This window comes from Proteus sp. fly-1013, assembly GCF_040140245.1.
GTDB lineage: Bacteria > Pseudomonadota > Gammaproteobacteria > Enterobacterales > Enterobacteriaceae > Proteus > Proteus mirabilis_B.
In genome coordinates, this window is sequence record NZ_JBEEWD010000008.1 from 18808 (window position 1) to 41058 (window position 22251).

The following is a 22251-nucleotide window of genomic DNA, read 5'->3' on the forward strand; positions in this document are numbered from 1 at the left end:
TTTCATTAATAAAAACGTATTTAGTACGAGATAATGATTACAGTGCTTTTAATACTTCATAAGAAGGTGCGAAGTAATAACTCCCTGTTACAGGTTTACTCATACGTAATAGGTCGTCATGTTTGCCATCTAATTCACCAAACATACTCAATAGTTGTTGTTCGATATTATATAAACGACCACAGTAAGCTAAGAAATATAAACCGTGTTTACCGCTTGCAGTACCGTAAGGCAGGCTGTGACGTAGAATGGCTAACTCTTCACCATCTTCTTCAATCACAACACGAGAAACGTGAGATGTAACATTACGCTCAGATTCATCAAGTTCAACACTGTCTTTTTTAGTACGACCGATCATTTTTTCTTGGTCTGATTCACTAAAACGAGCCCATTTCTTCAGATTGTGCTCATAACGTTGAACTAAAACATAACTACCACCAGCATCAACACCGTCATTAATCAGTGCAACGCCATAACGCTCATCATCTTGTGGATTTTCTGTACCATCAATAAAACCACTTAAATCACGTTCTTCTATCCAACGGAAACCATGGATTTCTTCTTCAACTTTGATTGCATCACCAAAAGCAGCAATTGCCGCTTGTGCTAATGAGAAATTCACATCATGACGCATAGATTGAATATGAATAAGAAGATCACGCTGTGTTGCAGGCGCTAAACCTTTACCTAAAGGACGAAAAGGTTTCAGCTCTGGTGCGCTGTTTTCATCGGAAAGTTTTTTCCAAAGATCAGAGCCAAATGCAACAACTGCGCCTAGTGATGCATCAGGAAATTGTTTTTGTAAATCAGATAATGATTGCATGAATTTCTGGCACCCTTCACGCAGAGCTTCTAATTCACCTACGACCATTGCTTCAATAAAAAGACCAAATTTACTATGTGCGACTAAAATGCCACTTTGTGCATGAGACATATTGCTTTCCTAATCAATAATCAAAACACCTAGAATGATGTTAATTATATCGAATATTTTTTCCTGAATATTTGCCTTTTAACAAAAATCGGACAGTCTGATTATAAAATCTTCCTTATTTTATAAGGAATAGCGTGAAGGCGATTTGTTCTGCCAAATAATTTGCGTTAATGTCCAGTTAGATAAAACTTCATCAGGTGGCATCAATCCATCAGGACCATCCCATTGACCACTGAAGACATAACTCACCGATTTAGCTTCTGTGGATTGGCATAAAATAGTTCTCAGTTTTTCATCTTTAGGGCCTTTGCTACATGCACCAAATGCTTTTTTATAGATATCTTTAAATGGTGTACCCATCGTTGTGCCCCAATCCGTCGTTGCTTTGGCATCAAAGACTTCTATTTTTTCAACAGTGCCTTTTTCTTTGCCATAGAAAGCCACTTGAACGTTCTTATCTTCGAGAGCTTGAACGACAACAATAATATCGCTACCTTGCATCTCCATGCCTTCACGATAATTGAAGCTACCACCTAGCTCATTTTTTATTTCACTTTCTGTTATTTTTGTTGAACCGGTGATATTTCCTAATCCATTGGCAGAAACAGTCAGCGTATTATTTGAAAACCAATTCATCTGATTTAGTGCAGAAAAAGACATTCCTCCCATGGATGAACAGCCACTTAATAGCAAAACACTTGTGCTTAAACACAAGGGTAACCAAAACTTAGGCATCATTTGTTTCTCCGTTAAACTTTTTCGTCACACATTAAAATAGATACTGAGGTTATTTAGCACACCTTATCTTACTCTTTGTATCACCTCAATCATCAGGCTAAAACAGTCGTGATAAGTCAGCATAACAAAATATCTACTGATTTTATCTTAGATAACCACATGAAAAGAAAGCCTAGTTACGACCATTAACAGAACATTTTGTTCCACAGAAAAGGTAATATCAGATTTTACGCATAAATTAAGGGGGGACAAACGTAAGAATAGTCACAAGGAAAAAAGAGATAAATAGAAAGGGGAAAAGAAATAACCCCTAAAAATCAGGGGCTTTAAATACAATTAGAGATCAAAATCCTGATCAACAATTAATCGCTTAGTATAAGTTGTGCTTTCTTGGTTTTGATCTTCATACAATAACTTCTCAAACATACAAATTGTTGCATCATTTTCTTCTGGTACAACTAATGTAATTTGAGGGCACCCTTTCGCTATCAGTTTTTTCTCTAATCGAGAGATCAATGCGTTCGCAATGCCTCTTCCTCGAAAATCTGGGTGAACGCCTAAATAGTATAAAGAGCCACGATGACCATCGTAGCCTCCCATCACACTACCCACAATCTCACCAGCCACTTCTGCTATCAAAAATAAATCGGGTGAGTGGTTTAATTTTCTTTCAATATCAATTTCAGGATCGTTATCAGGCGATATCAAATCGCAACGCTCCCAAAGTGTAATAATTGCCTCAAAATCATCTTGGCGAAATACACGTATTTCCATGGTTTTGCCCATTATCGGTCATATAAATCTGAATTTATTATCGCTTGTTTGGTTTATGAATCAACTTGAAAATGAGAACATAGACAATATGGAGTTCTATTTTTAATAAATATGATAAAAATTGTAGGTTATTATGAATTTACCTGATATTCATCGCGTTAAAGAGTTTTTCTTATCACTACAAGATACGATTTGTCGCTCTCTTGAAAACATAGACCAAAAAGCCACTTTTCAGCAAGATAACTGGGAAAGAAAAGAAGGAGGTGGCGGTCGTACTCGCGTTTTAACCAATGGCGCTCTTTTTGAACAAGCTGGCGTTAATTTTTCGCATGTTTATGGTGACACATTACCAAAATCGGCCACTGCACATCGCCCTGAATTAGCAGGTCGTCGTTTTCAAGCTATGGGTGTTTCATTAGTTATTCACCCTCTTAATCCTTATATTCCGACTTCTCATGCCAATGTCCGTTTTTTTATTGCTGAAAAAGACGGTGAAGATCCCGTTTGGTGGTTTGGTGGTGGGTTTGATTTAACCCCTTACTATGGATTTGAAGAAGATGTTATTCATTGGCATAAAGTTGCTAAATCAGTTTGTACGCCTTTTAGTGAAGATTATTACCCTCGTTATAAAAAGTGGTGTGATGATTACTTTTATATTAAACACCGCAATGAACCTCGCGGTGTAGGTGGCCTTTTCTTTGATGATTTAAATACCCCAGATTTCGACCACTGTTTTGAGTTTGTCCAACATGTAGGCCTTGGTTATCTTGATGCCTATTTACCTATTGTTGAAAAGCGCAAATCAATACCTTGGGGAGAGCGTGAACGTCAATTCCAACTCTACCGCCGTGGTCGTTATGTTGAATTCAATTTAGTGTGGGATAGAGGTACATTATTTGGCTTGCAAAGTGGCGGCAGAACAGAGTCAATCTTAATGTCTATGCCACCTTTAGTTCGTTTTGAATATGATTACGCCCCCGAACCAAATACCCCAGAAGCAAAGTTATACAGTGACTTTTTGATCCCAAAAGAGTGGGTATAGAGAAAATAAATCATTAACGATAAAGCCACATTATAAATGTGGCTTTTTAATACTCGATTCTTATCAATCCATTGAAATTATTACATAAAAATATTTTTATTAAGATTTTTATCATTTTAATTATAACTTAAAGGTTATATTTTATATGCTATTTACTGCTATAATGGATTGAAGAATGTGGGTAGTCATAACAAAATTGCCTTTTGAAGAATGGTTTGAAGTTCAACCAAATTATCTTCAAGACGAAATATTAGCTGTTCTTTGTGTTCTTCGAGAAAATGGGCCTCTTCTTGGACGCCCTTATGTTGACACTCTTTCTGGATCAAAATTTATGAATATGAAAGAGTTAAGAATACAAGTTAAAGGTCAACCTATTAGAATATGTTTCGCATTTGATAATTCTAGGCAAGCAATTATCTTATGTGCAGGTAATAAGAAAGGTCGAAATGAAAAACAGTTTTACAATAATCTTATAAAAACAGCAGATGAACAATTTCGTATTCACCTATCAGAATTGGAGGAGTGATGGCAACTTTAGATGAAATGCTGGCAAAAAGAACACCAGATAGTCGTAAAATAATTGAAGCTAGAGTTAAAGAAATTCAGCGTGAACTCACATTAGCGAAAATACGAGAAGAACTACATATATCTCAAACCCAGTTAGCAACTTCATTAGGGATTAAACAACCAGCTATCACCAAAATGGAACGTGTTGATAATGACCTTAAAATTTCAACACTTAAACGCTATGTTGATGCGATAGGTGGCAAGCTTGCAATTGATATCATATTACCTAATGGTGAAAAAATAGCCCTGAATTTATGATAAATACAGGGTATTTAGTCAATTTTTAACTTGTCTTGTTTAATTAACTTTTAGCTAATTAAACAGAAAAGCCAGTAGCCCTGTGACTTTATTTTTATTTTCCCACCCTTCTGCTCTCATACAAGTATTGAAATAGTCTTTGCGTTCCCATTCATTCGCATCAGAGGGGAAAGAGGCTCCAGAATTAGGAATATCTTTACCATTTACACGCATTGGTGAAAATGATGGCTGACTTGAAGCCACATATCTCGCAGGATATCGCGCATTGGCTTCTTGCATACACATATTTTTAGCGATATCTAAAGGAGATGGTGTGCTGGTGTTTGCTTCCCATTTTTCAGGTGTTGCACAAGCAGAAAGCATAAAAATTGATGCGATAATAATCTTTTTTTTCAATGTAATAGCTCTTTAAAACGAATAAGAATCAATTGCATTTTAAACTATTATTTGAAAAATTAAATTAATTTTTTATGAAATACAAAAAAGCCACTAATAACTGTAATATTGAAATAAACCATTGAATTATAGGTATAAAAAAGCCACATAAAAAATGTGGCTTTTTTGTTTAAATAAGAAAGTAAATTATCTTATTTCGATTTCTTCAAGTGCGACATTAAACGCTTACGTTTACGCATTTGAGAAACGGTTAATTTATTTTTCTTATCCGCATAAGGGTTTTCGCCCTCTTTAAATTGAATACGGATCGGCGTACCCATAACTTGCAGAGTACGACGGAAATAGTTCATCAAATAGCGCTTATAGCTATCAGGTAAATCAGTTACCTGATTACCATGGATAACCACAACTGGTGGATTATAACCGCCAGCGTGTGCATATTTCATTTTTACACGGCGTCCACGAACAATCGGTGGCTGATGATCATCTTCTGCCATCTTCATGATACGAGTCAGCATAGAAGTTCCTACACGACGCGTTGCACAGACATAAGCCTCTTGAATAGATTCAAAAAGATTACCCACGCCACTACCATGTAATGCAGAAATAAAGTGAACACGCGCGAAGTCAACAAAGCCCAGTTTAAGATCAAGCATTGCTTTAACTTGTTCGCGATCGTCTTGTGTCATGCCATCCCATTTATTGACAGCAATAACTAATGAACGACCGGCATTCAGGATATAACCTAATAATGAAAGATCCTGATCTGAAATACCTTCACGAGCATCAATAACCAGTAATGCAACGTTAGAATCTTCAATGGCTTTTAACGTTTTGATAACAGAGAATTTTTCTACTGTTTCTTTTACTTTACCGCGCTTACGAACACCCGCAGTATCAATGATGATATATTCTTTCTCATCACGTTCCATTGGGATATAGATACTATCACGCGTTGTACCCGGCATATCGTAAACAACCACACGATCTTCACCAAGCATACGGTTTGTCAGTGTTGATTTACCAACATTAGGACGACCAACAATCGCTAATTTTACTGGTAATGTAGAAGGATCGAAGTCGTCTTCTTCCTCTTCTAATGCTTGTGCTTCTTGTTCTGCTTCTAAAGCAGCCCAATAAGCCGCATTCTCTTCTTCTTCAGTCAGCTCTAGCTCTTCTTCCACCACTTTACCTGTAATTGGTAATAGTGCTTGTTCAATCAGTTGAGCAACACCACGACCATGGGATGCCGCGATAGGGAAGATTTCACCTAGACCTAAAGAGTAAAAATCTGCTAATGCAGTATCAATATCGATACCGTCAGTTTTATTCGCAACTAAATACGTTTTCTTCTCAACACCACGAAGGTGTTTTGCGATACCTTGGTCTGCTGGCATCAAACCCGCGCGTGCATCAACTAAAAACAGTACGATGTCGGCTTCTTGAATAGCCTGTAGCGATTGTGATGCCATATGGGTTTCAACACCCTCTTCAGCACCATCAATACCACCGGTATCAATAATAATAAATTCTTCGCCTTCTAACTCTGCTCGACCATATTTACGGTCACGGGTGAGGCCTGGAAAATCAGCAACTAATGCGTCTCTTGTGCGTGTTAGTCGATTAAATAACGTGGATTTACCCACGTTAGGGCGCCCTACTAAGGCAATAACGGGTATCATTTTTTGATGCCTCATAAAAATACAATCACGAACCTGATTGTATTTTACATGTAATTACTAAAAAGACGAAACGGCTCCTTTAAAGGAGCCGTAAAATAAATAGATTTGTCAGCAATTAATTACCGACTATAAAGATAAAGCTTACCGTCACGAGCTTGGATCATCAGTTTATCTTGTACCGCTTGAGGGCGGCTTAATAAGCCTGAACTGTTCACTTGGTTTTGTGCAATAAATTTACCTGTGCTGGTATCAATCCAATGGAGATAACCTTCTGCATCACCAACTACTAAATAGCCATCAAAAATAGCTGGAGCAGTTAAATTGCGATGCAATAAATCTTCTTGTGTCCATAATGTCACACCATCAGATTTACGAACAGATAAAACTCTGTCATTTTGGTCAACAAGGTAAAGATTATCACCTAATAGCACCATATCATTGACTGAACCTAAATCGCGTTTCCAAAGAATTTGTCCAGAACGCATATCAAGGCTAACTAAATTACCGTTATACGCCATTGCATAAACGGTATTTTCATCAATGATCGGTGTGATATCCACATCACTTAATCGGCTAATTTCAGTAGAGCCTTTAACTTGTGAAATATTTTGTTGCCAAATTAATTGTCCTTGAGAAAGAACAACTGCACTGACACGACCATTATCTGCACCAATGATAGCCGCACCATAAGCGACAGCAGGTGCAGACTCACCACGCAGAGATAATGATGGAGTATCTAAGTTAATAGTCCACGAAATCTCACCCGTTAATAAGTCAAGTCCTTGCAACATGCCGTTACTGGTATGAATAAGTACTAAACCATCACTAACAACAGGTTTTGAAATGGCTTCACCAGCAACATCGGCTTCCCAATCAATGGAGCCATCCTCAACGTTCAGTGCATATACTTTCGCTTTTTCAGTTCCCACAAAAACGCGAGTACCTGAAACGGTTAATCCACCAGAAAGTAATGCAGACTCATTGGATGAAAGAAAACCCGTTTTAATAGAGAGATCTTGTGACCAAAGCTCTTTACCTGTTTCTACCTCTAATGCTTTAACTAAACCATGGCGATCAGCGACATAAACAACTGCGCCATCCCATGTTGGTGACAAGTGAGAATAGTATTTACCAATACCATTTCCAACTGATTTGTCCCAAACAGCTCTAGGTGTAAATTGGCTCTGCACCTCAGGCAATGGAGACATTGTCACATTATCCTGTTCACTAGAACATCCTGCCAACAAAGCAGATGCTAGTAGACCAACCAGGAGAGTTTTACGCAGTTGCATGTCTGAAGATCCCTTTAATTGGATAAATTATTGAGTTTAAGTTCAACCAGTGAGCGAATAGCACCCGCATTTTCATCAGTTAATGCGCTACGATAAGCGGTTGTTGCACCTGCGTTATCGCCTTTTTTCGCTAAGACATCACCACGGATATAATTTTTCATTCCATTCCATGCTTTGCCTTTCACTTGCTCTAACGAAACTAAAGCAGCATCTGTTTTATCTAATGCTAATTGTACGCGAGCTAAACGAAGATTAAGCATATCTGCAAATGCATCATTTTTTACTTTTGCCACAGCATTAGTTAGATGGCGTTCACCATTAACTAAATCATTAGCATCGATAGCGATTTGGGCTAGTTCTAACGAAGCTAAAGCGCCATAGATATCATTTGTATCGGTAACAAATTTTTCAGCTAATGCAATATTTTCAGGTGTAGGCTTAGCAAGTGCCTCACTGACTGTTGCAAAAGCACCCGCACTTTCTTGCAGACGATTTGTTTGATGCGATTGCCAGTATTTCCAACCAAACACACCACCAAAACCAATAACCGCAGCTAAAACGATAGTTAAACCGTAATTTTTTACAAACTGTTTAATTGCATCAACTTGTTCGTTTTCGGTGCTATAAACTTCCACAAGTCTCTCCTTAACCTAATAACAGAGTCAATTGCTGAGCGAGCTCATTGCGAGCAACGATTGTTTGTTCCCCTGAACGCAAATCTTTCACTGCAACAGTGCCGGCATTAATTTCATCTTCGCCTAAAATCAACGCAATTTTAGCGCCTTGTTTATCAGCTCGCCCTAACTGCTTTTTAAAGTTACCATTACCGTGATTCGTCATTAAACGTAATGTTGGTAATTGATCGCGAATTTCTTCAGCCAGCATTAATGCTGCGCTTTGGCTCTTATCGCCAAATGAAGCAAGATAAACATCAGCCACATTGGTATCTGCAACAAATTCAGGGTTAACCGCTTGAACTAATAAGATCATGCGCTCCATCCCCATAGCAAAACCAACTGCTGGTGTTGGATGTCCACCAAGTTGCTTCACAAGACCATCATAACGGCCACCCGCACACACAGTTCCTTGTGAACCTAATGCGCTAGTTACCCATTCAAAAACCGTGCGGTTATAATAGTCTAAACCACGAACTAAACGCTGATTAACACGATATGTAATACCGACAGCATCTAATAAAGCACAAAGACCATCAAAGTGCGCTCTTGATTCGTCATCAAGATAATCGAAAAGTTCAGGCGCATCATTCAATAAAGTCTGAATTTCTGGATTTTTTGAGTCTAAAACACGCAATGGGTTAGAATACATACGACGTTTGCAGTCTTCATCTAACTTATCAACATGCTGCTCTAAGAAAGCCACTAACGCTTCACGATAATTAGCACGCGCTTCCAATGAACCTATAGAGTTAAGTTCTAATGTTACGTGCTCTGCGATACCTAACGCTTTCCACCAACGCGCAGTTAACATAATTAATTCCGCATCAATATCTGGACCTTGTAGACCAAACACTTCAGCACCTAACTGGTGGAATTGACGATAACGACCTTTTTGAGGACGCTCATAACGGAACATTGGCCCTAAATACCATAAACGTTGTTCTTGGTTATAAAGTAAACCATGCTCGATACCTGCGCGAACACAACCTGCTGTATTTTCTGGGCGTAATGTCAGGCTTTGGGCATCTTCACCACGATCGGTAAAAGTATACATTTCTTTTTCAACAACATCGGTCACTTCGCCAATTGCTCGCTGAAATAGAGGGGTATGCTCTACGATAGGTGTTCTGATTTCACTAAAGCCGTAACCCGCTAAAATTTGTTTTAGCGTATTTTCAATTTTCTGCCATACACGAGTGTCAGCAGGTAGATAGTCGTTCATACCACGAATGGCTTGGATTTTTTGTGCCACTTTTCTTCTCTAATAGTTATTAATTGATTGTTAGGCTGATTATAGAAGCGAAATCAATCAGTATTCAATGTGAAATCAATAGTAAAACTGGCTCATTGATTAATGAGCCAGTTTTTTGAGTATTATTTGTCCAATTGATTTATATTTATACGCATACTGTCATCAAGCATTGATGCCTTAGCGCGAATTTTCGCTTCTAATAAATCAATCATATTAACGTTATCAAGACGCTCTTTTTGTCTCACGCCATCTTCATAAAAACCACTGCGTGTTTTAGCGCCCGTTACACCTAACGTTGAAACTTCAGCTTCACCTGGTCCATTAACCACACAACCAATAATGGAAACATCCATAGGTGTGATGATATCTTCCAGACGCTGCTCTAATTCATTGACTGTTCCAATAACATCAAATTCTTGGCGTGAACACGTTGGACAAGCAATAAAGTTAATTCCGCGAGAGCGAATACGTAAGGATTTGAGAATATCAAAACCTACTTTAACTTCTTCAACCGGATCTGCAGCTAATGAAATCCTTAATGTATCGCCGATACCTTCTGATAATAAGATCCCAAGACCAATCGCAGATTTAACCGATCCTGCTCTTGCACCACCCGCTTCAGTGATCCCAAGATGCAGTGGCTGATCTATTTTTTTCGCTAATAAGCGGTATGAATCAACAGCAAGGAAAACATCAGAAGCTTTTACACTGACTTTAAACTGTTCAAAATTCAGCTTATCAAGGATATCTACATGGCGCATTGCTGATTCAACTAATGCTTCTGGTGTTGGCTCGCCGTATTTCTCTTGAATATCTTTTTCAAGTGAACCGCCGTTTACACCAATACGGATAGGAATATTGTTATGACGAGCGCAATCAACGACTTGGCGAATACGCTCTTCACTACCAATATTACCCGGATTGATACGTAAACAATCAACGCCATATTCAGCGACTTTTAATGCAATACGGTAATCAAAGTGAATATCAGCAACTAAAGGTACATTAACTTGCTGCTTAATTAATTTGAATGCTTCCGCAGCATCCATTGTCGGTACAGAAACGCGAACAATATCCACCCCTACACGTTCCAGAGACTTTATCTGGCGAACAGTCGCTTCTACGTCTGTCGTTCGTGTATTCGTCATCGACTGTACCGCGATAGGAGCACCATCGCCAATAGGTACATTACCCACATAAATTCGTGTCGATTTGCGACGAATAATAGGTGATTCTTTATGCATTGATTAATTCTCCCATGCTTCCATGCTTGCTCAAATGTGTAGTCAGATTAAGCGCTCGGCACTGTTATTTTTGCTATTTTTCCAGTAAAACGGCTTAAGTCAACTGATTCACCATTAAACTGTAAGCGAGTAACAGAAGGTGCGCCTATTTTTAGTTTATAAGGTTGCTCACCATCAAATTCCAAACGATCACCCGCTTTCTTAATACCATTAAATAAGACTTTATTTTGAGCATTACGAACTTCTAACCAACATTCACCATCAAACATAAGAACCAATTGATTCGCAATAGCAGGAGCTTCTGATGAGGTAGATTCTTGTGCTGAATTTGCACGAGAAGTTGTTGATGTTGTTAGAGGTGATACAGGTAATGGAACCGTTCTCACTTCTGTTGGTGCTGGTGACGTCGTTTCAGTCGTTGGCGATATAGCGACATTATTTGCCTGATTATCAGCTAATGGCGACGCAGGTACTTGTAAATTATCACCTTCAGATGTTGACGTATTATCTAAGGTTGCTAAAGGAGAATCTATCGTGTTGGTGTTTTCTTGAGTACTGTTTTGCCCTATGTCTTGAGATGCCATAGAGACTAATTCTTGTTGATCAGCCTGATGACCTTGCCACCACCAAACACCCACAAGAGCAACCATAACAATCAAAATCACCCATGTGAGTTTCATCAGCCAACCTTCACGTTTTTTATGACGTTTGCCTAATGAATAATTTTGTGTGGTTGTCATTCTAATTTGTTTGACAGGAGCTTGTTGGTCGATAAAACCAAGGATGTCTTTTTCAAGAACGCCGACTAACTTAGCGTAAGAACGCATATATCCGCGTAAAAATGTTGGTGCAATATCAGAAGAAACGGAGTCTGTTTCAATTTCGCGAACTGTTGATAACTTCAAACAAAGTCGATCAGCAACAGTTTGTTGTGTTAGCCCCACCTTTTCTCGTGCCTGGCGTAAAAGTTGACCTGCTGTTAATTTCACTTCTTCGGTTTTGTTTTCAGTATTCATTAGCAATCTAGGCACTGTGGCTATTGGATGTTTAACATTGATGAACTCGCAAAAGCACAAAGTACCTTAACGTATCACCGCGAATTTTTTGATATTTTATTATCACTTTGCTGACAGACCAAATAATCTGGCGGTATATCCTCAATTAACACACTATTATTGTTTAATAGTTTTTGTTCACAAAGGAAATTACCATAAAGCCTTAATACATTAACATTTACTGGCTTCGAGTTCATCGCTAATTTGTAATAATCTAACGCTTGAATAGAATTTCCCAATAACTGCGATGTTAACGCCATTCCTAAATTTGCATCGGAGTGATTTGGCATCACCGATAACACTTTTTGGAAATGATATTGCGCTATTTGATATTGTCTTTCAGCTAAATAAGCATCACCTAATTGTAAACGTGTAGACACTGCAACACGCTCTTGATTGGCTGATGATTGACAACCGAGTGTCAATAACATCAAGCCAATAGTTATAACTACTGATGATATCCTTATCATCGTCATATTCCTTAAATAAATTCATCCTTGTTCTCTCTACATCGTAATTATGTAATACACTTCACAAAGAAAGAGATATCCAACTGTATCAGACTGCTTTTACTGAAATTAGTTCACCTTGTTGGCGTTTTTTCAGTGTGCGTTTTGTACGGTCAATAACATCACCCGCTAATTGCCCACAAGCTGCATCGATATCATCGCCACGCGTTTTACGTACAATCGTCGTAAAGCCATATTCCATTAATACTTTAGAGAAACGGTCAATTCGGCTATTAGAACTACGTCCGTATGGCGCACCCGGGAACGGGTTCCATGGAATTAAGTTAATTTTACATGGCGTGTCTTTTAAAAGTTCAGCTAATTGATGAGCTTGATCTGTGCTGTCATTAATATGATCAAGCATGACATACTCAATAGTCACTCGCCCTTGGTTCGCATTTGATTTAGCAATATAGCGGCGAACACCTTCAAGAAACATTTCAATATTATATTTCTTGTTAATTGGAACGATCTCATCACGAATTTCATCAGTTGGTGCATGTAATGAAATGGCTAAAGCTACATCAACCGCATCACCTAGTTTATCTAATGCAGGTACAACACCTGATGTAGAAACAGTGACTCGACGTTTAGATAGACCAAAACCGAAATCATCCATCATGATTTCAAGTGCTGGAATAACATTATTTAAATTCAGTAATGGCTCACCCATTCCCATCATAACAACGTTAGTAATAGGACGACGGCCTGTCTCTTTTAATGAGCCAATAATTTTAGCGGCACGCCAAACTTGCCCAATAATTTCAGACACTTTCAAGTTACGGTTAAAACCTTGCTGTGCAGTTGAACAGAATTTGCACTCTAAAGCACAACCAACTTGTGAAGAAACACATAATGTTGCGCGATCATCTTCTGGGATATACACAGTTTCTACTTGTTGATCACCAACTTTAATTGCCCATTTAATCGTGCCATCTGTTGAACGTTGTTCTTCAGAAACTTCAGGTGCTTTAATTTCAGCAATTTCTTTTAATTTATTGCGTAACACCTTGTTGATATCTGTCATTTGATCAAAATCGTCATAACAGTAGTGGTACATCCACTTCATAATTTGGTCAGCACGAAAAGGTTTTTCGCCCATAGAGACAAAAAGCTCACGCATCTGTTTACGATTTAAATCTAACAGATTAATTTTAGTTTTTTGATTCACAGTATTTTCTTTAGAAACAGCGACAGAAGCGCTTGGCGCTGGGGTGGTAGATTGGGTCATGACATTGCCTCGTTGTTACACTATGCGGCCTGCATTAGCATTGATGCTAATGGGATACTTATATATTTGTATAATTAAACAATAATAAAAAACGCCCTGTTAATTATCAAACAGGGCGTCGCATTGTACTGTTTTTCGCGTAGAGATGCTAATAAATTAGCGCGCGCAAACTTCGTTTTCAGTGAAGAAGTATGCAATTTCGCGAGCAGCAGAAGCTTCTGAATCTGAACCGTGTACCGCATTTTCAGTAAAGCTATCAGCGTAGTCAGCACGTAATGTACCCGCTAATGCGTTGTCTGGATTAGTTGCACCCATCAGATCACGGTGACGTTGGATCGCGTTTTCGCCTTCTAACACTTGAACCATGATTGGGCCCGAAGTCATAAATTCAACTAAACCGTCAAAGAAAGGACGGCCTTTGTGTTCTTCATAAAAGCCTTCAGCTTGTTCGCGCGTTAAATGCAGCATTTTAGCACCAATAATGCTAAAACCTGCGCTTTCAAAACGGTGATAGATAGCACCGATAACATTTTTTTTCACTGCATTTGGTTTGATAATAGAAAATGTGCGCTGAATAGCCATGTCTTACCTCTAAATTATTTTATTAATGATAACTTTTGTTATCTCTTTTATCGCAGATCATGGAAAAACGAATCAAAAACCGCATTCCCTGCAAAAAATAGTGCTCGATTATAGGAGGATAAAAATGAATTGCACAGATTGAATATCCTTTTTTTTTAAAAAACTGTGGCAAAAAAGTTATAAATTATCGATCTAATCACATTTTTGACGGTTTCCATGTTCAAACTTGAAAATAAGAATAAAAAAAGAACCGAAATGAAACACAATAAATAGTCTCTTTATCTTTATCAGAAAAACTATTTTAGTGAAAAATCACTCAGTTCTCGTTTATTTTATCGTTTTAGTTTAACGAAATATAAAATTAACCATATCCGTTTGACCACTTAGATCAAGTACTGAAAGTTGGTATTTACCTCGTTTCTCTAATAAATAGGAGAATGTTTCTCCGTTTTCTGTTTTACCTATTTGCTCACCATTTAAAAACCACCATTGCGTACCACTTCCACCTTGCGTAGAAACGGTTATTTCAAGATTAGTTTCGCCGGGTAATGGCCTTAATAAATCACCAGCACGGATACCCGAGATAAACAGAGGAATGATATCTTCTTTAATTGGTGGGCAAGTGTCAGAAATCGGTGGCAGTCGTTTTACTCTGCGCTCTTTTTCAGGTAACCATGCTTCTAATGCTATCGGCCACAAGGCGATATCTTTTAACTCTGCATTAGGGCAATTAGGTCCCGTGCGTTTACCTTCATTATCTAACCAAATTTTTTCGTTGATCCCCAAAATACCTTCTTGGCTATCATTTAACAAAGTTGGCGGAATGGTGTTATCTAAGATCCAGCTTCGACGACTGACTCTACAGTTGCTATCTTCTTTAGGTAATGCCTTACCTGTCGGCCAACAGATAGTAGCTGCTGTTACACTACTAGGGCGTAAATCTGTTGGTGGTCTTTGTTTATTTTGATAGAAGTAGCCCGTTAATAAGTTATTGACCTGATTCATAATAGGGACGGCTGTCGCAAAACCAAACTGCCCTGCAACAGGTGTTCCATCGGGTCTACCTACCCAAACGCCAATGGTATAGCGCGCATTCACACCAATAGACCATGCATCACGATAGCCATAACTTGTCCCTGTTTTCCAAGCTAAAGGAACAACGGGTGAAATTGCGCTATCTGGGCGAGGTCTGGCTTCCCCGGCTAAGATACGCCTAATAATCCATGCTGATCCTTGAGACATCAACACTCGGTCTTCTATTATTTGTTCTGGTTTAAAACGTAACGGTGCTGTTTTCCCTTGCCTTGCTAATGCGCTAAAGGCAGAAACAAGCTCATCCATTCGCGTTGCAGTTCCCCCTAAAATCAGTGCTAAATTTGGCTCAGAACCATAAGGGAATCGCATTTCAAGATGATTATGACGTAATTTTGCCGCAAATTTCTTCGCACCATACACTTCGATAAGTTGTACCGCTGGCAAATTTAAAGAGCGACTTAATGCTTCACTGGCACTAACCGCACCATTAAAATCGGAGTCAAAATTGCCGGGGCGATAATTATCAAATCGACGAGGAACATCTTGTAAGAGTGATTCAGCATGAATAAGCCCTTCATCTAATGCAAGTGCATAAATAAATGGCTTTAATGTTGAACCTGGCGAGCGCCATGCACTGATCATATCGACATGACCAAAGCGCGAATTATCATTAAAATCGGCAGAGCCAACATACCCTTTCACACTCATATCCGTATGATCAACAACTAAGATGGCTAAGGATGTTTTATCCGCTAATTGGTACTTCCATTGATTAGCAATATCTTCGAGTTGTCGTTGAATATTGATATCAATCGTTGTTGTAATAACAGGCTCTCGCTTTTCGTTATACATACGACGAGCCAGTAATGGCGCTAATTGTGGTGTTTGTCTTGGAGCTAATAAAACCTGCTCTTCCTTGATTTCATCAACTTTTTCTTGTGACCATATTTGATATTCTGCCAGTCTATCTAATACTTTATCCCGAGCAGCTTGAGCGCGTTCAGGGTATCTATCTGGCCGTAAACGACTTGGCGCTTGTGGCAATACCGCCATTAAAGTCGCTTCTCCTGCAGATAAATCAGCGGGTGATTTACCTAAATAAGCCCAGCTTGCTGCACCAATACCTTCTAACGTACCGCCAAAGGGTGCTCTATTGAGGTAAATCTCCAGAATTTCATCTTTTGAGTAATACCACTCTAATTGCAGGGTGCGCCAAAGCTGTTTGATTTTACCCCCTAAAGTACGGGAGTGAGGATCAATAAGGCGCGCCACTTGCATTGATAGCGTACTTCCACCTGACACAATTCTTCCTGAGCTTAGGTCTTGCCATGCTGCCCGTAATATCGCCATCGGATTAACACCGGGATGTTGATAAAACCAGCGATCTTCATAAGTAATTAAGGCTTCTAAATATTCAGGAGAGACATCAGTGAGTTTGACATGATAACGCCATACCCCTTCTTTATCGGCAAAGCGCCAAAGAGGTGTACCATCTTGCGCTGTAACAATAGTCGCAATTTGAGGTTCAGGATCAGGAAGGGGCCAAATTTTATCTGCGATCCAGACTAAAATAGGCGTTGCTAGCAAAAAAATAATGATAACAGCAATAAGCCGTTTATATCCTAGTTTCATTCAATCACTCAAAGGAAAAAGCCCTTTCCGAAGAAAGGGCTACAAGACTTAAGGAACAACGTCAATCTTGGTTTCTGTTGATCCTATTGCACGCCAGTAAGGCACATACATAGATTCAACTTGTGGTGGTGGTACTTGATAGCTACCCGGTGTTACTGCTCTTGCTAAATAGAGCAATGTTGTTGGGCGATATTTATCAACAGAGATAGCAGCAACAAATCTATCATCACGGTATTCGAGATGTTTGATATTGGCTTGTCCCATATCGTCGATAAATTCCTGCAAGTCTGCTGCACTATCACTTAAGCTTGCACTACTTGATGCTAAGTTTTGGTTTTCGATTTCAAGACCCGCAGGTAATAAATCAACAACTAATGCATCAGGTACGTCTCTATCAGCAGAAACTTCCAGTTTAACCACCAGCATTTCACCACTTTGTAAGCGATTAGGATGAACGCGGTTTCCTTTCAAATCATAGTAACTACGATGAACATTTAATACATTACTATAAGGAGCAGGAGCAACTTTCGGATAACCCACGATATTCATACGAGAATAAATCGCAGCGCCACCACGGTTATTTAGCTCTAAGCCTTCTTGTAATTGTGCTGATGTTAATGTCTCATTGACTGCACGATCGCTACTGATTGCAGGGACTTGACGATTAACAGCGACTTCCCAAGGCTGTTCTGCCATATTAATAAAGAAGCGTCCAGCAAGGTATAACGAGTTACTTTCTTGGGTTGAGAACCATTCACGGCTTGTTAAGTTATCAGATAGTGCAATCACACTTGCATCACGAGATTGTGTTTCAAGGTTATTTTCGCTTAACAGTGCAATAATTAATGCTTGGTCACGAATGGTGCTACCGTAATCACCCAATCCATAATTATATTTACGTGTTGTTGTTACACCTTCAGCAATCAAGCTTTCAGCGCGGCTGCTATCACCCATTAATTTTAATGCGATACCCAACTGAACTAAAGCTAAGCCACTTCCAGCTTGATTACGCTCAAGATAGAGACGACGTAATTCACCTAAAGGTGCTTTTTGCTGATTTGCTAAGACTAATGCAGCATAAGCTCTTGCTGAGAACCGCGCAGCATCTTGGTTAACGGCATATTCATAGTTAACTAAGTTTTTATCTTGTAAATAACGTAATAAACGATCGTTCGCACGTTTTAATGGATCAGCAGGAACTGAGTAACCTTGTTGTGACGCACGGAATAAGAAGTCGGTCGCATACGCAGTTAACCAATATTCTTCACGTCCACCTTGATCCCATAAAGAGAACCCACCTTCTGATTTTTGCATCGTCAGCAGATGAGCAATACCTTTCTCAATAGCTACTTTTCTATCAGCATCAGTTTGCGTTTTAATTCCCAACTGTTTCAACTCTTTTTCTGTTGAATACAGTGAAGGATAAAGCCCACTAACTGTTTGTTCTAAGCAACCATAAGGATAAGCAAACAGCTCTCTAACATAGCGTGCCACCTGCAACGGAGGACGACTTGTCAGTAATAATTCACCTTCAAGCGTTGAGCTATTAAAGCGACTTAAAATTTCTGATGGTAAACGCCAAGTATCACCATCTTGCAATGTACTTGCATAGTGAATAGTTTCTGCAGGGAATGCAGGGCGAACACCAATATTCCATGTATTGTGGTAAGGTTTAATCTCTTCACCCGGTACTTTAATACCATAAATAGACAGTGAGAATTCACCTTGTCCAAAGCCATGTTTCGCTTTTACTGGGATCTGAATTTGAGTACGTTCACCTTTCGTTAGCGAGACAGTTTTGCTTTCAGCGCCACCTAATCCCACCAAACCTGAAGCGGTATAATTTAAGGTAATAGATTGAGCGTCATCCGTTAGATTAGTTAAATCTAAAGATAAAAGTGCATTATCACCACCAGCCATAAAGCGAGGTAATGAAAGCTGAGTCACTAACGGGGCAGCAATAACAACTTTACCTTCTTGGCTACCAAATTTATCCGCAGTCCAAGCTTGCGCCATTAAACGAACTTCGCCATTAAACTCAGGGATAGGTAAAGAAACTTCACCCTCACCTTGTGCATTTAATTTTACTGGAGCCGTTTGTTGAGCAATGATTTGCACATCAGTTAATGGTTTTTTACCACCACGAGATAATGCTGCGGCTTCACCACCATCACCGCCAAAGCGCAAGTTAGCTAAACGCCCTTGCCCTTCAATTAATTGCCCGTAAACATCATATTGGTCGATGCTATAACGTTTACGACCAAAGAAAGCATCGTAAGGATCTGGCGTTTTATACTCTGTGATGTTTAAAACACCAGTATCAACCGCAGAAACCAATACATTAATATTTTCAGGTAATGGCTGACCTGCAACTGGATTCGCTTTAATACGGATTTTTAAATCTTGGTTAGGGCGAATTTTTTCCGGTGCATCAAGTGAAATATCAATACGACGGTTTTTATCCTGCAATGGTAAATGCAAAATACCCACAGCACGTTTTACTGTCGCCTGTTTTGACGTATCTCCCGGTCTTACGACAACAGAAGTCAGATAGAGATCATGCCTTGCCCACTCTTTATTAATAGGCACTTCAACATCAAGCCCTTTTTCTGGCACATCAATCTCTTGCCACCATAAAGGCCCATTACTTGATTCTAGTAACACATAACCTTTACCCGGATGAGGTGCAACGATGTTTAACTTAACTTTTTCACCCGGTAAATAACCTTCTTTATCCAGTTTAAGCTTAACTTGGTCTGGTCTTACCGCACCTGTTCCACCCGTGTTATCCATCCAAGAATAACCTGCCCAGAAACGTAGGCTACTGACTAATTCTGTTTTAGGATCGACAACTTCGATACGATAAGAGCCCCATTCAACAGGGAATGCCACTTTTGCAGTGCCATCTTTCGCAATCTTGATTGTTTGCTCATCCATTTGCAGATCTTTTTCGTTATAGCCAGATTCCCAGCCATTAGAACTAGACCAACGCCAGTAATAATCATGACGTTCATAGATAAATTTCACTTTAAGATCGTTAGCAGGTAGTTTCTTACCATCTTGGTCTGTATAGACAATTTCAAATTCAGCCATTGAATTTTCATCAACGCTATAACCTGATTTATATTTGTCCGTCCGATAGTCATAGACTTCTTTTTTAGGGAAGACTGGGCGAATACCAGCAAGATGAGTGGCAGGCCAAACAGCTTGTTGATAACGGCGAGTAACAGGGCGTCCGCCAGCTTCAAGTAAACTTGCTTGTAAAATAATATTGATAGGTGATTTCAGCTCTTCATAGCGTTCACTATCAACATTCACTCCACCTTCACCATCAGAGTCTAAATTAAGTTCAAACTCATCCAGTAAACGGCTGAAGTTTTCATCTTTTACAGCACCAAATTCATAGCCCGGTAATTTACTGACAGCTTCACGAGAGGCTTTTAAGAAAACTTGCCCTTGTAAGCGATTATCGGCAGCTGGTGCGCCATAAAGATAGCGACCCTTAATGTCAAAATAAGCGTCATTACCGCTTAGTATAATTCCTTTCTTACCCGTGATTTCTAATGCCATACGTTCTGGCATAAAATCTTCGACCTGAAACTCATAGAAACGAGGAGTACCATCGCCTACATCAAAACGTAAGGTACGTGTACCCGTATTTTCATCCGCAGGAATAACTAATTTTAATTGGTAAAGTCCGTTCTCGGGTTGCCAAACAAAACTACGAGAAACTTGCCCGTCTGTTTTAAGTAGATCAACTTTAACAGGTTGCTCTTTAATAGGATTACCATCACCATCACGTAGCAATGCATTAACGATTAATGTTTCACCGGGACGATAGAGATCGCGAGGACCAAAAGCAAAAAATTGTTTGCTATAACCTTGTGGTCCACCAATATCAAACTCAGAAAGATCAAGCGCAGGTTTACGCAAATCAATCATACTGGTTTGCCCATCACGAATAGCCATTAATAAACGTGCTTTATCACTTTTCTCAAGTGTGGCATGTCCTTGACTATCGGTTTGCGCTTTAGAAATCAAGCCACCTTTTTCATCTAATAGGCGAATTTCTACTTTATCTAACGCAGAACCATTTTTAAGTGATTGGGTGAAGATATCTAACGTATCAAGATAACTGTGCATTGACAGCCCGATATCACTAAATGTGAATACTGTTGCTGGCACTGTATAAGAGTATTTACCCGCTTGTTGCATAACCGCAATGTAGGCACCTTCTTTTTTTAAGGCATCTATCGATTTTAGCGGTAACAATACGTTTTCACGGGTATTTGTTTCTGTGTTTAATTCGAAGCGACCGGTATAAACCAAATCAGCTTGGGATAGAAACTCATCTGATTCCCAATAGTTAATATTGGAACGACTTTCCCATTGCGTTAAGAATTGAGCGAGTTGCTCATCTTTAACACGGAAAAAGTTTACGTCAACTTGCCCCACATTTAACGCAGTAATCGGTAGGCCTTCAGCTGCTTCAAGTGGCAATAACGACCCTTTACTGGTAAAGCCAACAGATGGGAAAATTTCTTCTGTCGTAAATTTTTGGCTAAAAGGTGTCGTTAATGTACGTTCATTAATACCTTTGATTTTTTCATCAATTGTTAAGTTTAATTCTGTTGATGGAGGTAAATGGCGGAAACGCAATTCCATTAAGTTATCAGATAACTCCCACGCACCTTCTAATTTCCCTTTTTTGGTATCAACAAGATGAATAACATCATCAAACTTTTGGTCAGGATCAAGTGGTACAGAGAAAGTCACAACCATAGTACTCGCACCATCACGTTGTAACTCTGATGCATCTAATACGGTGACTTCTTTGCCTGCAAAACGCATTGCCAACTCATCACGGACTTCTTTGCTTTTTAATGCAGTTTCGTTATTCGTTTTTGTTGTAACTGCAGGTTTTTCGCTTGTTTGAGTCGTGGTGCCTGATGTGCTCTGAGCAGCGTCTTTTTGCTCGGCAACTTGTGTATTTTGCGTCTTATCCGCAGATGATGTGTTTTCATCTGCTTTGTCATCACAGCCCATAAGAGCTAATGCTGATGCCAATACAACAGCAAGAGAGCTCCAACGATAACCTCTCTTTTCTGTATATTGTCTAAATTGGTTTTGGTTCATATCCATTTCCTTTAATTCAACCCCTGAATAATGCGATGTTTTATGCAGGCAGAGATAATATATGTATTTCTTCATTCTAATAAGATAAAAAATAACGAGATTAGCTATTTTTTATCGCGTAAAACAAAATAATTTACAACACGAAATCACCTTATTTTTACTTTAAAAACAAAGCCTATCTAAAACAAAGCGTTATATAAAAATGCAAACGATTT

18 protein-coding genes are annotated in these 22251 nt (G+C 39.1%); 3 read left to right on the plus strand and 15 right to left on the minus strand.

Features of this window, described 5'->3' with window-relative positions; all coding sequences use genetic code 11:
* Positions 1 to 37 precede the first annotated feature (37 nt).
* The 3 genes from ABN236_RS15110 to ABN236_RS15120 all read right to left on the minus strand — a co-directional run bounded on the left by ABN236_RS15110 (position 38) and on the right by ABN236_RS15120 (position 2446).
* Entirely contained in the window at positions 38 to 934 is an 897-nt protein-coding gene (locus ABN236_RS15110) for a Dyp-type peroxidase (protein WP_075670506.1), read from the minus strand.
* 120 nt (positions 935 to 1054) lie between these two features.
* The gene (locus ABN236_RS15115) at positions 1055 to 1672 is read right to left on the minus strand and encodes an RpoE-regulated lipoprotein (RefSeq protein ID WP_349474331.1); all 618 of its coding nucleotides are present in this window, start codon (positions 1670 to 1672) and stop codon (positions 1055 to 1057) included.
* A 336-nt stretch (positions 1673 to 2008) separates the two neighbouring features.
* Positions 2009 to 2446, minus strand: coding sequence for a GNAT family acetyltransferase (locus tag ABN236_RS15120; protein WP_075670504.1), 438 nt, complete (start codon positions 2444 to 2446; stop codon positions 2009 to 2011).
* Positions 2447 to 2579: 133 nt separating this feature from the next.
* Between ABN236_RS15120 and hemF the strand changes: the two genes are divergently transcribed.
* From hemF to ABN236_RS15135, 3 genes are all read left to right on the plus strand, one after another.
* Positions 2580 to 3488: an oxygen-dependent coproporphyrinogen oxidase gene (gene hemF / locus ABN236_RS15125; protein ID WP_349474332.1), complete on the plus strand. Its 909-nt coding sequence runs from the start codon at positions 2580 to 2582 to the stop codon at positions 3486 to 3488.
* A gap of 175 nt (positions 3489 to 3663) precedes the next feature.
* The gene (locus tag ABN236_RS15130; RefSeq protein WP_194950860.1) at positions 3664 to 4014 is read left to right on the plus strand and encodes a type II toxin-antitoxin system RelE/ParE family toxin; all 351 of its coding nucleotides are present in this window, start codon (positions 3664 to 3666) and stop codon (positions 4012 to 4014) included.
* Complete coding sequence (locus tag ABN236_RS15135) at positions 4014 to 4313, plus strand: helix-turn-helix domain-containing protein (RefSeq protein WP_088495064.1); 300 nt, start codon at positions 4014 to 4016, stop codon at positions 4311 to 4313. The genes ABN236_RS15130 and ABN236_RS15135 overlap by 1 nt, the downstream gene beginning before the upstream one ends.
* A gap of 54 nt (positions 4314 to 4367) precedes the next feature.
* Here the strand turns inward: ABN236_RS15135 and ABN236_RS15140 are convergent, their stop codons facing one another.
* The 12 genes from ABN236_RS15140 to ABN236_RS15195 form a co-directional block, all read right to left on the minus strand.
* A complete protein-coding gene (locus ABN236_RS15140) occupies positions 4368 to 4709 on the minus strand; it encodes a hypothetical protein (protein ID WP_227718986.1) in 342 nt (113 codons plus the stop codon).
* Positions 4710 to 4900: 191 nt separating this feature from the next.
* A complete protein-coding gene (gene der, locus ABN236_RS15145) occupies positions 4901 to 6391 on the minus strand; it encodes a ribosome biogenesis GTPase Der (RefSeq protein WP_349474333.1) in 1491 nt (496 codons plus the stop codon).
* A gap of 119 nt (positions 6392 to 6510) precedes the next feature.
* Positions 6511 to 7683, minus strand: a complete 1173-nt coding sequence (gene bamB, locus ABN236_RS15150) for an outer membrane protein assembly factor BamB (protein WP_349474334.1) — start codon at positions 7681 to 7683, stop codon at positions 6511 to 6513.
* A 14-nt stretch (positions 7684 to 7697) separates the two neighbouring features.
* Positions 7698 to 8318, minus strand: coding sequence for a YfgM family protein (locus ABN236_RS15155; protein WP_088495062.1), 621 nt, complete (start codon positions 8316 to 8318; stop codon positions 7698 to 7700).
* Positions 8319 to 8328: 10 nt separating this feature from the next.
* A complete protein-coding gene (gene hisS / locus ABN236_RS15160; RefSeq protein WP_075670494.1) occupies positions 8329 to 9612 on the minus strand; it encodes a histidine--tRNA ligase in 1284 nt (427 codons plus the stop codon).
* Positions 9613 to 9734: 122 nt separating this feature from the next.
* Positions 9735 to 10856 (minus strand): flavodoxin-dependent (E)-4-hydroxy-3-methylbut-2-enyl-diphosphate synthase, encoded by a 1122-nt coding sequence (gene ispG / locus ABN236_RS15165; RefSeq protein WP_088495061.1) that lies wholly within the window; start codon positions 10854 to 10856, stop codon positions 9735 to 9737.
* Between the two features lie 47 nt (positions 10857 to 10903).
* Positions 10904 to 11872 carry a cytoskeleton protein RodZ gene (gene rodZ, locus ABN236_RS15170; RefSeq protein ID WP_349474335.1) on the minus strand — a complete coding sequence of 323 codons (969 nt, stop codon included), beginning with the start codon at positions 11870 to 11872 and terminating at the stop codon, positions 10904 to 10906.
* Positions 11873 to 11946: 74 nt separating this feature from the next.
* The gene (locus ABN236_RS15175; protein ID WP_088495059.1) at positions 11947 to 12381 is read right to left on the minus strand and encodes a hypothetical protein; all 435 of its coding nucleotides are present in this window, start codon (positions 12379 to 12381) and stop codon (positions 11947 to 11949) included.
* A gap of 88 nt (positions 12382 to 12469) precedes the next feature.
* Positions 12470 to 13651, minus strand: a complete 1182-nt coding sequence (gene rlmN / locus ABN236_RS15180) for a dual-specificity RNA methyltransferase RlmN (protein WP_023581631.1) — start codon at positions 13649 to 13651, stop codon at positions 12470 to 12472.
* A 156-nt stretch (positions 13652 to 13807) separates the two neighbouring features.
* Entirely contained in the window at positions 13808 to 14233 is a 426-nt protein-coding gene (gene ndk, locus ABN236_RS15185) for a nucleoside-diphosphate kinase (RefSeq protein ID WP_023581630.1), read from the minus strand.
* 345 nt (positions 14234 to 14578) lie between these two features.
* Positions 14579 to 16900, minus strand: coding sequence for a peptidoglycan glycosyltransferase PbpC (pbpC, locus tag ABN236_RS15190; protein WP_349474336.1), 2322 nt, complete (start codon positions 16898 to 16900; stop codon positions 14579 to 14581).
* Positions 16901 to 16948: 48 nt separating this feature from the next.
* Positions 16949 to 22036 (minus strand): alpha-2-macroglobulin, encoded by a 5088-nt coding sequence (locus ABN236_RS15195; protein WP_502929628.1) that lies wholly within the window; start codon positions 22034 to 22036, stop codon positions 16949 to 16951.
* Positions 22037 to 22251 lie beyond the last annotated feature (215 nt).